Source organism: Falsibacillus pallidus (genome assembly GCF_003350505.1).
GTDB lineage: Bacteria > Bacillota > Bacilli > Bacillales > DSM-25281 > Falsibacillus > Falsibacillus pallidus.
This window is the reverse complement of the sequence record NZ_QQAY01000003.1, coordinates 444,381-456,966: the sequence shown is the minus strand read 5'-3', so window position 1 is coordinate 456,966 and position 12,586 is coordinate 444,381. Positions and strand designations below refer to the sequence as shown.

The following is a 12,586-nucleotide window of genomic DNA, read 5'->3' as shown; positions in this document are numbered from 1 at the left end:
GTCACACCCGTTCCCATACCGAACACGGAAGTTAAGCTCTTCAGCGCCAATGGTAGTTGGGGGTTTCCCCCTGCGAGAGTAGGACGTCGCCGGGCAATACATATGGAGGATTAGCTCAGCTGGGAGAGCACCTGCCTTACAAGCAGGGGGTCGGCGGTTCGATCCCGTCATCCTCCACCATAGATTTTTTACGCAGCAAAGCGGAGTAAAATAATCATCCTTAACTTCAAAGCAAAGTAAAATAATCTTCCTTAAAAGTATTCTTAAAAATACTTCTCTTACACCGCCGGTGTAGCTCAACTGGTAGAGCAACTGACTTGTAATCAGTAGGTTGGGGGTTCAAGTCCTCTTGCCGGCACCACTTTTTTGAATAGTAAGAGCCATTAGCTCAGTTGGTAGAGCATCTGACTTTTAATCAGAGGGTCGAAGGTTCGAGTCCTTCATGGCTCACCATTAGCGGGTGTGGCGGAATTGGCAGACGCACCAGACTTAGGATCTGGCGCCGCAAGGCGTGGGGGTTCAAGTCCCTTCACCCGCATTCTGCGGAAGTAGTTCAGTGGTAGAACACCACCTTGCCAAGGTGGGGGTCGCGGGTTCGAATCCCGTCTTCCGCTCCAGTTCTTATCGCCGGGGTGGCGGAACTGGCAGACGCACAGGACTTAAAATCCTGCGGTAGGTGACTACCGTACCGGTTCGATTCCGGTCCTCGGCACCATTTATTATGCGCCCGTAGCTCAATTGGATAGAGCGTCTGACTACGGATCAGAAGGTTATGGGTTCGACTCCTGTCGGGCGCGCCATAATATTTTTAATAACGGGAAGTAGCTCAGCTTGGTAGAGCACTTGGTTTGGGACCAAGGGGTCGCAGGTTCGAATCCTGTCTTCCCGACCATTTACACACATGATATGGGGCCTTAGCTCAGCTGGGAGAGCGCCTGCTTTGCACGCAGGAGGTCAGCGGTTCGATCCCGCTAGGCTCCACCATATGATTTTTAACTTTTGGCGGCGTAGCTCAGCTGGCTAGAGCGTACGGTTCATACCCGTGAGGTCGGGGGTTCGATCCCCTCTGCCGCTACCATAATGGACCTTTAGCTCAGTTGGTTAGAGCAGACGGCTCATAACCGTCCGGTCGTAGGTTCGAGTCCTACAAGGTCCACCATTTCTATTCATTTTTTATACAACACGGAGGAATACCCAAGTCTGGCTGAAGGGATCGGTCTTGAAAACCGACAGGCGGGTTATACCGCGCGGGGGTTCGAATCCCTCTTCCTCCTCCATATTTTCTCTTTTTAATCGTCGCGGGGTGGAGTACGTTCGAATAAACTTCGAAGGTATCACTTCAGCGCACCGACTGAGCTGCATCTTGCATAAGCTTACTGAAGTCGGGGTGGTCTTATCAAAACTTTTGCGTAAGGTCACTAAATAATTATTTTTTATCGTCGCGGGGTGGAGCAGTCTGGTAGCTCGTCGGGCTCATAACCCGAAGGTCGCAGGTTCAAATCCTGTCCCCGCAATTTTGGTCTGGTAGTTCAGTTGGTTAGAATGCCTGCCTGTCACGCAGGAGGTCGCGGGTTCGAGTCCCGTCCAGACCGCCATTTATTTTTTTGGCAAAAACAGTAGAGGCTCGGTAGCTCAGTCGGTAGAGCAACGAGCATAAGCAACTTTGAATTTTCACCGAGTTGTACCCATCGAGCTGCTGCTTGCATAAGCTTCCTGAGATGGGGACAATGGACAACTACTTGCTAGTTTAGGAATAAATATTATTTAGGCTCGGTAGCTCAGTCGGTAGAGCAATGGACTGAAAATCCATGTGTCGGCGGTTCGATTCCGTCCCGAGCCACCATTTTTTAATTTGTACCATCAAAACATTTTTCTACTATGGCGATTGTGGCGAAGTGGTTAACGCATCGGATTGTGGTTCCGACACTCGTGGGTTCGATTCCCATCAGTCGCCCCATAGATGCGGGTGTAGTTTAGTGGTAAAACCTCAGCCTTCCAAGCTGATGATGAGGGTTCGATTCCCTTCACCCGCTCCAATATTATTTGGGCCTATAGCTCAGCTGGTTAGAGCGCACGCCTGATAAGCGTGAGGTCGGTGGTTCGAGTCCACTTAGGCCCACCATTCCGCAGTAGCTCAGTGGTAGAGCTATCGGCTGTTAACCGATCGGTCGCAGGTTCGAGTCCTGCCTGCGGAGTTATTTTTTTTATATGGGGAAGTACTCAAGTGGCTGAAGAGGCGCCCCTGCTAAGGGTGTAGGTCGCGTAAGCGGCGCGAGGGTTCAAATCCCTCCTTCTCCGCCATATATAACGGCCCGTTGGTCAAGCGGTTAAGACACCGCCCTTTCACGGCGGTAACACGGGTTCGAATCCCGTACGGGTCATCAAATAAGAAACAGGAAGAGATTATTCTCTTCCTGTTTTTTTGCGTTTAATAAAAATTTGCTCTGTCATACATGCTCTATGCGCGAGAACGACGGGTCTATGCGCGAAAATTGACTATTATGCGCCGATTAGTGCCTCTTATGCGCGAAAATCACACTCCTTTGCGCCATCGCCTTCATACCCACAAAAGTCGGGGAGTGACAGGCACCATTTCATGATCTGTCATACATGCACCAGGCACCAATTTATACGAAATTCTGACAATATTCCTTAAACATTGTCGATACTTTTGTTTTTTTATTAAAAGGGTTTCTTTCATGCTGCACGAAATTGGAACATAACATTTTTAATTATTGAAGGTGGTCCGCGTATGGAGGTTATGAACCCCACGGAAAATGAGTTTCATTTGTTTCATGAAGGAAAGCTTTTTCAGGCATATCATCTTTTTGGTGCGCATGTTTATCGTATAGGAAAAGAATATGTCACCAGGTTCTGTGTGTGGTCGCCTAATGCAATTCAGGTGCAAGTGATCGGTTCATTTAATCAATGGGATGGGAGTGCCCATGTCATGGAGAGGGAAGGGCATGAATGCTGGTGCTTGCAGGTTCCGAAAAACCTGGAGGGCCATCAGTATAAATATAGGATTTTGACAAGAAGGGGGGACCGTTTGGATAAAACGGACCCATTTGCTTTTTATACTGAACTTCGGCCGGGGAATGCAGGGATCATCTATCGATTAAATGGATTTCAATGGAGCGACCATGACTGGATGGGAAATAGATCCCTTAAAAGCTCCATAAAGGTCCCTGCTGCGATATATGAAGTTCATCTGGGCTCTTGGAGGAGAAATGGTGAGAACGGGTTTAAAAGCTATTCTGAGCTTGCTGATGAGCTTATCCCATATGTGAAGGAACATTTCTTCACACATGTGGAACTGATGCCGCTTGCAGAGCATCCATTTGATGGTTCATGGGGGTACCAGGGTACAGGCTATTTTGCGGCTACCAGCAGGTATGGAAGTCCGTTTGACTTGATGAATTTAATCAATCGGCTGCATGCTGCGAACATCGGTGTGATCCTGGATTGGGTCCCCGGTCACTTTTGCAAGGATGCTCATGGTCTATTTCAGTTTGATGGTGATTGTGTATTTGAATATGAAAATGAAAAACATAGGGAGAATGGAGTGTGGGGAACGGCAAACTTTGATCTCAGCAAGAGGGAAGTGAAAAGTTTTCTGATCTCTAATCTGCATTATTGGATGAACTGCTTTCATATAGATGGATTCAGGGTTGATGCAGTGGCCAATATCCTCTACTGGCCGAATGAAGAGGCCCAATTCAATCACTGTGCAATTGAGTTTTTAAGGGAAATGAATGGTTTTGTCCATCAATATGATTCAAGTGTGCTGATGATTGCAGAGGATTCTTCTGATTTTCCGGGGGTGACAGCCAGTGTACAAGATGAGGGTCTGGGATTCAGCTATAAATGGAATATGGGCTGGATGAATGATCTCCTTCGATATATGGAAACACCTCCAGAGGAAAGAAAAGATGTACACTCCCTTATTACATTTTCCTTGATGTATGCTTTTTCGGAAAAATTCATCCTCCCCCTTTCCCATGATGAAGTGGTTCATGGAAAGAAGTCATTGCTCGACAAATGCCCTGGGAATTACGAGGATAAGTTTGCACAGCTTCGCCTTCTATTTGGTTATCTTGTGGCACATCCGGGCAAGAAATTGCTGTTCATGGGAGCAGAACTTGCTTCTTTTTCAGAATGGAATGAAGCGAGGGCCCTGGATTGGAACTTAATGGAGTATGAGCAGCATCAAAAAACAAATGTATTCTTGAAGCAATTGCTTCATTTATATCAATATATGCCTCCTTTATTTGAAATGGATGACAGGCAGGAAGGCTTTGAATGGATTGATGTAAATAACTCAGATCAGCAGATTTTTTCGTTTATCCGTCATGGATTGAACCGACATGATTTTGTCACTGTTATCTGTAATTTCAGCGGGAAATCATACTATCAATATAAAGTGGGGGTTTTAGAGGCTGATTTTTATTTGGAAATATTAAATAGCGACCATTCGGATTTCGGCGGATTAGGAAGAATTAATGATGGCCCCATCACTTCCAGAAAAGGGGTATATCACGGCAAGCCTCATAATATCGAGCTTACCATCCCGCCATACTCCATTATTTATCTCAAACCATCCATCCAACGAAAGGAGCAAGACATCAATGGTAAAAGTCGATTGCGTAGCAATGCTGTTAGCGGGAGGAAAAGGAAGTCGGTTAAACTCATTAACACAAACTTTGGCTAAGCCTGCAGTCCCATTTGGGGGGAAGTATCGAATCATTGATTTTGCGCTGAGCAACTGTACGAATTCAGGAATTGATACAGTCGGTGTCCTGACGCAATACCAGCCGCTTCTTCTTCATTCTTATATCGGCATCGGAAGTGCATGGGATCTGGACAGGAAAAGCGGGGGAGTGACGGTATTGCCTCCATATAGCGAGTCATCCCAGGTCAGGTGGTACAGCGGGACTGCCAGCGCCATCTATCAGAATTTTAATTATCTGGAGCAGTTCAATCCGGAATATGTCTTAATTTTGTCAGGGGACCACATTTACAAAATGGATTATTCGGAAATGCTTCAGTACCATATCGAGCAAAAAGCAGATGCCACGATTTCCGTCATTGAAGTTCCGTGGGAAGAAGCCAGCCGATTCGGCATCATGAACACGAATGAAAGCATGGAAATCATTGAATTTGAAGAAAAGCCCGATATCCCGAAGAATAACCTTGCATCAATGGGGATCTACATTTTCAAGTGGAGCATTTTAAGGGATAGCCTCCAGAGGGACAGCATGAATCCTGGATCTTCGCATGATTTCGGGAAGGATGTCATCCCGATGATGTTAAAAGAGAATAAAAGATTGATTGCCTATCCTTTCAGCGGATATTGGAAGGATGTTGGTACAGTCAATAGTCTTTGGGAAGCAAACATGGATCTTTTGGAAGAAAACTGTGAACTCAATCTGTTTGACCATGACTGGAGGATTTATTCTGTCAATCCGAATCAGCCTCCGCAATATATCGGGCGGGATGCTGTTGTGGAAGAATCTCTGATCAATGAAGGGTGTGTCGTGGAAGGGGATGTTGAAAAATCCGTACTTTTTCAAGGGGCTTATGTTGGGCGGAATTCAAAGGTTTATCAATCGGTCATTATGCCTGATGCCGTTGTTGGCGAAAATGTCTATATTGAAAGAGCCATCGTATCCTCATCGGTCAAGGTCCCTGATGGTGCACGCATCTATCCCGATGATGCATCTTCAGATGTTCTTTTGGTGACGGAAGACTATTTAAGAACACTTAATATCGGTTGAAGGGCAGGGGGAGAAGAATGAATAAATCATTGCTTGGTGTCATCGATGCCACAACAAGCCACGAATTACTGGAGCCATTGATGTCTAATCGCTCACTTGCAGCTGTTCCGATCGGCGGCAGATATAGATTGATCGACTTTATCCTCTCCAATATGGTGAATTCGGGGATTCAGAGTGTGGGGATTTTTCCGAAATCACAATATAGGTCATTGATGGATCATTTAGAATCAGGGAAAAATTGGGATCTGAATAGGAAGCGTGATGGCTTATTTTTCTTCCCGGCACCAGGAGGGGATGGGGAAGCAGGTGCTTTCTGCCACTTTTCTCATCACTTGGACTTCTTTTATCGAAGCTCACAGGAATATTCATTGATCAGCAATTGCTTCACCATGAATACCATGAACTTTCAGCCAATCTTGGAAAGGCATATTCAGACGGGCTGTGATATTACTGAAATCTGCCATGATGGAAAAACGATTGAGATGTATATTTTAAAGACAGCTCTCCTCATTGAATTGATCACATCGCGGCAGCAAACAGGATTCTTAAGCATGAAAGATGTGGTCAATAGAGGCAAAAGCCGCTACCAGGTAGGAAAGTATGAAGTTACAAATTTTACAAAGATGATTGATTCGATAGAGAACTATTATGAGGTAAGTCTATCACTCCTCGATCCGACGATTTGGAAACAATTATTTGTAGGGGACCAGCCTGTGTTCACCAAGGTGAAAGATGAACCGCCAACGAGGTATTCGAGCGGTGCAGTTGTAAAGAATTCCATGATTGCCAACGGCTGCGTCATTGAGGGGCACGTGGAAAACAGCATCATCTTCAGGGCAGTGAAAATCGCTAAAGGAACGGTCATTAAAAATAGCATCATTATGCAGAAAAGCCAAATCGGATCTGATTGCTTGTTAGAATCGGTCATGCTGGATAAAGAAGTAAAAATCGAAAATGGGGTTCACCTGAAAGGGCAAAAATCATCTCCTATTGTCCTACAGAAAGGTACCACACAGGGAGCACTGATGAATTTATGAAACTATTATTCGTTGTCTCAGAATGCGTTCCATTTGCAAAATCAGGTGGATTGGCTGACGTAGCGGGTGCCCTCCCAAAAAAACTGAAGGAAAGAGGTCATGATATCAGGGTGATGATGCCTAAATACGGTCAGATTCCCCTTGAATTTAAAGAAAAGATGCAGCATGCGTGTGATTTTCGGGTCCAAATGGGCTGGAGAAATCAATACTGCGGAATTGAAAAGTTAGAATGGGAAGGGATTGTATATTACTTCGTTGATCATGAATACTATTTTAACCGGAGCGAAATGTACGGCCATTTTGATGACGGGGAGCGTTTTTCGTTTTTTTGCAGAGCGGTTCTTGAGTCATTTGAACACCTTTCTTTCTTCCCGGAAATCATTCATTGCCATGATTGGCATACGGGAATGGTGCCGCTATGCCTTAGGGCTGATTACCAAAGAAAATCAGGCTATGAGTTCATAAAAACGGTATATACCATCCACAACTTACAGTTTCAGGGGATCTTCCCTAAATCAGTTTTTACGGATCTATTAAACATTGACGAATCCTATTATAACAGCCGGTTAGCTGAATTTTACGGAAACGTCAATTTTATGAAAGCAGCCATTGCCACAGCAGATCAAATTACGACTGTAAGCAGGACTTACAGTAAAGAAATTCTTACCGAATACTATGGGGAGAAGCTTGACGGCATATTGAGCAAGCGCTCAGCTTCTCTCAAAGGAATCTTGAATGGCATTGACTACGATTTATATGACCCGGTAAATGATCCTTGGCTGATAAAAAATTATGATGCTGATTCCCTTGATGGAAAAGAAGCCAATAAATTAAATCTGCAAGAGTCATTCCAATTGCCAGTTTCTACGGATATTCCGGTTGCGGCGATGATTTCCCGATTAACAGAACAAAAAGGAATCGATCTGATAAGGGGAGTATTCCATGAAATCCTTGCTCACGATGTTCAGCTCATCATTTTAGGAACAGGTGATGCCGAATACGAAAATTTTGTCAGGGAAATGGCCGATCACTATCCGCAAAAGGTAAGGGTAGTCATCGGTTTTGATGAACAATTGGCGCATAAGATTTATGCGGGGGCGGATTTATTCCTTATGCCTTCGAAATTTGAACCTTGCGGGCTGGGGCAGTTGATTGCCATGAGATATGGGTCGGTCCCTGTTGTAAGGGAGACAGGCGGTTTAAAAGATACGGTCCTGCCTTTTAATGAATTTACGAATGAAGGGAACGGATTCAGCTTCTCAAATTACAACGCCCATGACATGCTGTTCACGATTGAACGTGCACTTAAGTTTTACCATGATCAGTCCAAATGGAAGCATATTGTACAGAATGCAATGAAACAGAATCATAGCTGGGAGGCATCTGCTTCTCATTATGAAGAACTGTACAGCAGTCTGTTGGCCAGGAGAGAAAGCCATGTTTTCTGACAGAGATGAATTTAAGCTTGCTTTCCTGAAAAGGTTGGAAATGATGAGCGGGAAGGGTTTCCAGGAAACCAATCCAAACGATCATTTTATGGCTTTGGGCCACATGGTCAGAGAGCATATCAGCATGGATTGGATCAATTCCAATGAACAGTACCGAATTTCGAAAAACAAACAAGTTTACTACCTTTCTATTGAATTTTTGCTTGGGAAGGTCCTTGTTCAAAATTTGCTTAATTTAGGAATCTATGACGTCGTTAAAGAAGGATTGTCTGATTTGGGGATCCCGCTTGAAGAATTGGAGGAAATGGAGCCGGATGCCGGCCTTGGCAATGGGGGACTTGGAAGGCTGGCCGCTTGCTTTATGGATTCCCTTGCCTCTCTTCAGCTGCCTGGCCATGGCTGCGGGATTAGGTATAGGCATGGATTATTCGAACAGAAGATTGTTGATGGTTATCAGGTTGAATTGCCGGAACATTGGCTGAAAAACGGTCATGTCTGGGAAGTGAGAAAAAACGATCTGGCAGTGGAAATCCCATTTTGGGGAAGGGTGGAGAGCCATTTCCGGGACGGCAGGCTGACATTCTCCCATCTGGATGCGGAATATGTCACGGCCATCCCTTATGATGTACCGGTTGCAGGCTATAAAAATGGTACGGTCAATACATTAAGGCTATGGAGTGCGGAAGCTTCACCTTACCCGGCAGGACGGGATATCCTGAAATATAAGAGGGAGACCGAAGCCATCACTGAATTCCTTTACCCTGACGATGCACACGATGAAGGGAAGATCCTTCGGCTGAAGCAGCAGTATTTCCTCGTTTCGGCAAGCCTATCTGCCATCATCAAACAATATATAGATAGAAAAGGCGTCATCAATGATTTCGCCGATCACGTTTGCATCCATATCAATGATACCCACCCCGTATTGGCAATCCCTGAGTTGATGAGAATCTTAATAGATCGATTTTCCCTTTCCTGGGAAGAAGCGTGGGACATCACCAGCAAAACCATTTGCTATACCAACCATACGACGTTGTCTGAGGCGTTGGAGAAATGGCCTGTCCATTTGTTCAAACCCCTTCTTCCCCGGATCTTCATGATTGTGGAAGAAATCAACGAACGGTTCTGCAAAGAATTATGGGAAGCATACCCGGGTGACTGGGAAAGAATCGAACGGATGGCCATCATTTCACATAGCCAAATCAAGATGGCTCATTTAGCGATAGCAGGGAGCTTCAGTGTGAATGGGGTGGCGCATCTTCATACTGAAATCTTAAAAGAGCGGGAAATGAATGACTTTCATCAATTTTATCCTTTCAAGTTCAATAATAAAACGAATGGGATCACCCACAGACGATGGCTCTTAAAGGCCAATCCTGAATTATCAAGTTTGATCAGCAATGCAATTGGCGATCAATGGATCCATCATCCCGATGAATTGGAAAGATTAAGTGGATTCCTGAATGATGGAGCGTTTTTACAGCAATTGGATATGATCAAACAAAAAAGGAAAGAACAGTTTGCCAAACGCATCTGGGAGAAACAGCAAATTGCCATTGATCCAACATCCATTTTTGATGTGCATATTAAAAGGCTGCATGCCTACAAACGGCAGCTCTTGAACATTCTGCATATCATGCATTTATACAATCGGATCCAAGATGACCGCAGCTTTAAATTTTATCCACGCACGTTCATATTTGGGGCAAAGGCATCACCGGGATATTATTATGCAAAGAAAATTATCAAGCTGATTCATACCGTCGCAGATAAAATAAGCCGTGATCCCGTGGCAAGAGAATGCATTCAAATCATATTCACGGAAAATTACCGCGTTTCATTAGCAGAAGAAATCATCCCTGCCGCTGATATAAGTGAGCAGATATCGACTGCAAGCAAGGAAGCCTCGGGCACTGGAAATATGAAGCTAATGATGAACGGGGCTGTGACAGTAGGCACGATGGATGGGGCAAACGTGGAGATTTATGAAAAAGTCGGGACTAATGGAATCTTCATTTTTGGCCTCACTGCCGAGGAAGTCTTGAGATATCAACAACAGGGCGGCTACCATTCAGCAGAGTATTACCACCATCATGAAGAAATCAAACGGGTGGTCGATCAGCTGGTTGACGGTTTCCTACCAGACGGTGCGGAAGAATTTTTGCCGATTTTCGATTCGCTTGTAGACGGAAATGATCAATACTTCGTCCTTAGGGATTTTGCTTCTTATGCGGCCATTCAAGAGAAGGCGGGAGAAGTATATCAAAAGCGGGATGAATGGCTTTCCATGAGTTTAAAAAATATTGCGTATTCAGGTTATTTTTCGAGTGATAGAACAATTGGGCAATATGCTGAAGAGATATGGGGAATTCATCCTGTTCCCAATTTCTTAGCAAAATAAAAACGGCGGATTTCCGCCGTTTTTGTTTTGACTAATCATTCTTTTTATCATCATCCAAATAGCTGTCCCGCTTTTTATATGGGATGTTTCCAATCGGGGATTCAAGATCCTCGGACTCCAGTCTTTCTTCGTACTCCTCATGTTTTTTTGAAGGATATACTTTTCGATTCTTTCCGTCGATATCAGTGGCAACAAAGGATTCATAGTCTTCCGTAAATCCTTCTGTATCATAATCGTCTTCATTATAAAGACTTTCAAAGTCTTCAACGCTTTCCTTGAAATCAGAAGGAGTCTCGGAAGTCCCGTACCTCGCAACTTCTTGAAAGCTGTCTTCATAATCCCTTATGCCATCCTGGTTTTGGTGGCGGAATGTATCTCCGTGGGCAGGCTCCAGCAGATCTTCTTCAACAGGACGATCACTGGCAATATGTTGTGCATCGGAGTGTTCCTTGCAGTAGAGAGTTGTAGGAATGGCCTCCAGACGCTCAAATGGGATTTCCTGCCCGCATGTTTTACAATTTCCGTAGGTGCCTTCTTCCATTGCCTCCAGTGCCTGGTTCACTTTTTCCAATTCGGATTTTTCATGTTCATCCAATGCAAAATCCTTCTCTCTTTCGTACAATTCTGTTCCCATATCCGCGGGATGATTGTCGTACATGGAAAGTTCTCCGGAATTTTCGCTTTGGCTGCGGTTTTCCATATTTTCAGTCTCTCTTTTTAAGTGTCCTGTAAACTGCTGTCTCTGTTCAGTAAGTTCCTTTTTCAATGTGGAAAGCTGTTCTGTTGTGAGCATATCTACACTTCCTTCTCGAGTAACTTCGTCTTTGTTTAGTATTGTCTTCTAAAACCTAAATCATGAAGAAGTTTTATTTTAATATTTATCCCCAAATACTTTTCTCAAACATAAAAAAGGATTGCCGACTATTGGCAATCCTTTTTGAAGATCGATATTAAATAATATAAGCAATGAATAATCCGACGGTCAGCAAAAAGCCGAAGATTGTATTGGTCTGTGCGGTGGCTTTCATGGCAGGCATCATTTGGATCGGAGCCGATTTTCCGATAAACCCTTTGATTGCCTGTACAGCCTTAGGGATGCTGAGGCAAGTCAATAGCATCCAGAACGAAACATGCATGAAAACAATCAACGCCGCGATCCATAAGTAAGATATGAGGAACATGGCCCCAAGAAGATAGATCGCACCTTTTCGACCTAGCAGGATTGCAAGGGTTTTTCGGCCATTAAGCTTGTCACCATCAAGATCCCTGATGTTATTAGCCAAAAGGATGGCACCGACCAGAAGGAAGATCGGAAACGAGAATAAAATGCTTGAAATGGTTACGCTGCCGGTTTGAATGTAGAATGAAATCAAAATGATAGCAACACCCATGAATAGCCCCGCGGTCAACTCCCCAAAAGGAGTATAGGCAATCGGAATAGGGCCTCCAGTATAAAAATAGCCAACCACCATGCAGATAAGGCCGATCAAAGCAATCCACCAGGAACTCTTCATACAAATATAGACGCCAAGAAGCATTGAAATACCGTAAAAGCTCAAAGCCAGGTTCAAGACCGTTTTCGCTTTGACGCCATTCCTGACAATTGCTCCCCCGATTCCAACAGACGATTCATTGTCAAGGCCCCTTACATAATCATAATACTCATTAAACATATTGGTAGCTGCCTGTATCAGAAGGCTTGCAATCAGCATCGCAGCAAACAATCCATAGTGGATATCTGTGTATTTCAAGGCTAGAACGGATCCAAGGAGCACCGGTACAAATGCAGCCGTAAGCGTATGAGGCCGCATAAGCTGCCACCAAATTTTAAACCCATGATCTCTTTCAATAGCCGGAGTAGAATGAACACCCATAATATGTCTCTCCCTTTATATATGTTGCAATTTCTTTACAAACTAAAGT

At 44.4% G+C, this 12,586-nt stretch carries 7 protein-coding genes, 21 tRNA genes and 1 rRNA gene; 27 read left to right on the top strand and 2 right to left on the bottom strand.

What is annotated here, in order from left to right; genetic code table 11:
• The 27 genes from rrf to DFR59_RS08755 form a co-directional block, all read left to right on the top strand.
• Positions 1–95, top strand: a 5S ribosomal RNA gene (rrf, locus tag DFR59_RS08885); the annotation flags it as partial.
• Positions 96–104: 9 nt separating this feature from the next.
• Positions 105–180, top strand: a tRNA-Val gene (locus DFR59_RS08880).
• 105 nt (positions 181–285) lie between these two features.
• Positions 286–361, top strand: a tRNA-Thr gene (locus DFR59_RS08875).
• A 16-nt stretch (positions 362–377) separates the two neighbouring features.
• Positions 378–453, top strand: a tRNA-Lys gene (locus DFR59_RS08870).
• 3 nt (positions 454–456) lie between these two features.
• Positions 457–538, top strand: a tRNA-Leu gene (locus DFR59_RS08865).
• 4 nt (positions 539–542) lie between these two features.
• Positions 543–617, top strand: a tRNA-Gly gene (locus DFR59_RS08860).
• Between the two features lie 9 nt (positions 618–626).
• Positions 627–715, top strand: a tRNA-Leu gene (locus DFR59_RS08855).
• An 8-nt stretch (positions 716–723) separates the two neighbouring features.
• Positions 724–800, top strand: a tRNA-Arg gene (locus tag DFR59_RS08850).
• A 15-nt stretch (positions 801–815) separates the two neighbouring features.
• Positions 816–892, top strand: a tRNA-Pro gene (locus DFR59_RS08845).
• Positions 893–908: 16 nt separating this feature from the next.
• Positions 909–984: transfer RNA gene (locus DFR59_RS08840), tRNA-Ala, on the top strand.
• 17 nt (positions 985–1,001) lie between these two features.
• Positions 1,002–1,078: transfer RNA gene (locus DFR59_RS08835), tRNA-Met, on the top strand.
• Positions 1,079–1,082: 4 nt separating this feature from the next.
• Positions 1,083–1,159 (top strand) — tRNA-Ile (locus DFR59_RS08830).
• A 25-nt stretch (positions 1,160–1,184) separates the two neighbouring features.
• Positions 1,185–1,277, top strand: a tRNA-Ser gene (locus tag DFR59_RS08825).
• A gap of 163 nt (positions 1,278–1,440) precedes the next feature.
• Positions 1,441–1,514 (top strand) — tRNA-Met (locus tag DFR59_RS08820).
• Positions 1,515–1,518: 4 nt separating this feature from the next.
• Positions 1,519–1,595 (top strand) — tRNA-Asp (locus DFR59_RS08815).
• A gap of 172 nt (positions 1,596–1,767) precedes the next feature.
• A tRNA-Phe gene (locus tag DFR59_RS08810) sits at positions 1,768–1,843 on the top strand.
• 38 nt (positions 1,844–1,881) lie between these two features.
• Positions 1,882–1,957 (top strand) — tRNA-His (locus DFR59_RS08805).
• A 5-nt stretch (positions 1,958–1,962) separates the two neighbouring features.
• A tRNA-Gly gene (locus DFR59_RS08800) sits at positions 1,963–2,036 on the top strand.
• A gap of 9 nt (positions 2,037–2,045) precedes the next feature.
• Positions 2,046–2,122, top strand: a tRNA-Ile gene (locus tag DFR59_RS08795).
• Position 2,123: 1 nt separating this feature from the next.
• A tRNA-Asn gene (locus tag DFR59_RS08790) sits at positions 2,124–2,195 on the top strand.
• Positions 2,196–2,210: 15 nt separating this feature from the next.
• A tRNA-Ser gene (locus tag DFR59_RS08785) sits at positions 2,211–2,301 on the top strand.
• An 8-nt stretch (positions 2,302–2,309) separates the two neighbouring features.
• Positions 2,310–2,381, top strand: a tRNA-Glu gene (locus DFR59_RS08780).
• Between the two features lie 371 nt (positions 2,382–2,752).
• On the top strand, positions 2,753–4,711 hold the full coding sequence (glgB, locus tag DFR59_RS08775; protein WP_114745247.1) for a 1,4-alpha-glucan branching protein GlgB: 1,959 nt from the start codon (positions 2,753–2,755) through the stop codon (positions 4,709–4,711).
• Positions 4,629–5,777: a glucose-1-phosphate adenylyltransferase gene (locus tag DFR59_RS08770; RefSeq protein ID WP_114745246.1), complete on the top strand. Its 1,149-nt coding sequence runs from the start codon at positions 4,629–4,631 to the stop codon at positions 5,775–5,777. Before glgB ends, DFR59_RS08770 begins: the two co-directional genes overlap by 83 nt.
• A 17-nt stretch (positions 5,778–5,794) precedes the next feature.
• Positions 5,795–6,814 carry a GlgC family sugar phosphate nucleotidyltransferase gene (locus DFR59_RS08765; protein ID WP_114745245.1) on the top strand — a complete coding sequence of 340 codons (1,020 nt, stop codon included), beginning with the start codon at positions 5,795–5,797 and terminating at the stop codon, positions 6,812–6,814.
• Positions 6,811–8,262: a glycogen synthase GlgA gene (glgA, locus tag DFR59_RS08760; protein WP_114745244.1), complete on the top strand. Its 1,452-nt coding sequence runs from the start codon at positions 6,811–6,813 to the stop codon at positions 8,260–8,262. The genes DFR59_RS08765 and glgA overlap by 4 nt, the downstream gene beginning before the upstream one ends.
• Positions 8,252–10,663 (top strand): glycogen/starch/alpha-glucan phosphorylase, encoded by a 2,412-nt coding sequence (locus tag DFR59_RS08755; protein ID WP_114745243.1) that lies wholly within the window; start codon positions 8,252–8,254, stop codon positions 10,661–10,663. Before glgA ends, DFR59_RS08755 begins: the two co-directional genes overlap by 11 nt.
• Before the next feature lie 31 nt (positions 10,664–10,694).
• Here DFR59_RS08755 and DFR59_RS08750 read toward each other — a convergent pair whose 3' ends face one another.
• Together DFR59_RS08750 and DFR59_RS08745 are read right to left on the bottom strand one after the other, a co-directional pair.
• Positions 10,695–11,456, bottom strand: coding sequence for a TraR/DksA C4-type zinc finger protein (locus DFR59_RS08750; protein ID WP_114745242.1), 762 nt, complete (start codon positions 11,454–11,456; stop codon positions 10,695–10,697).
• 157 nt (positions 11,457–11,613) lie between these two features.
• A complete protein-coding gene (locus DFR59_RS08745) occupies positions 11,614–12,537 on the bottom strand; it encodes a 1,4-dihydroxy-2-naphthoate polyprenyltransferase (protein ID WP_114745241.1) in 924 nt (307 codons plus the stop codon).
• Positions 12,538–12,586: the final 49 nt, after the last annotated feature.

Excerpts from the sequence above, each read along its gene's own strand:
- glgB (WP_114745247.1), top strand. The coding sequence starts at position 2,753 with ATGGAGGTTATGAACCCCACGGAAAATGAGTTTCATTTGTTTCATGAA.
- DFR59_RS08770 (WP_114745246.1), top strand. The coding sequence starts at position 4,629 with ATGGTAAAAGTCGATTGCGTAGCAATGCTGTTAGCGGGAGGAAAAGGA.
- DFR59_RS08765 (WP_114745245.1), top strand. The coding sequence starts at position 5,795 with ATGAATAAATCATTGCTTGGTGTCATCGATGCCACAACAAGCCACGAA.
- glgA (WP_114745244.1), top strand. The coding sequence starts at position 6,811 with ATGAAACTATTATTCGTTGTCTCAGAATGCGTTCCATTTGCAAAATCA.
- DFR59_RS08755 (WP_114745243.1), top strand. The coding sequence starts at position 8,252 with ATGTTTTCTGACAGAGATGAATTTAAGCTTGCTTTCCTGAAAAGGTTG.
- DFR59_RS08750 (WP_114745242.1), bottom strand. The coding sequence starts at position 11,456 with ATGCTCACAACAGAACAGCTTTCCACATTGAAAAAGGAACTTACTGAA.
- DFR59_RS08745 (WP_114745241.1), bottom strand. The coding sequence starts at position 12,537 with ATGGGTGTTCATTCTACTCCGGCTATTGAAAGAGATCATGGGTTTAAA.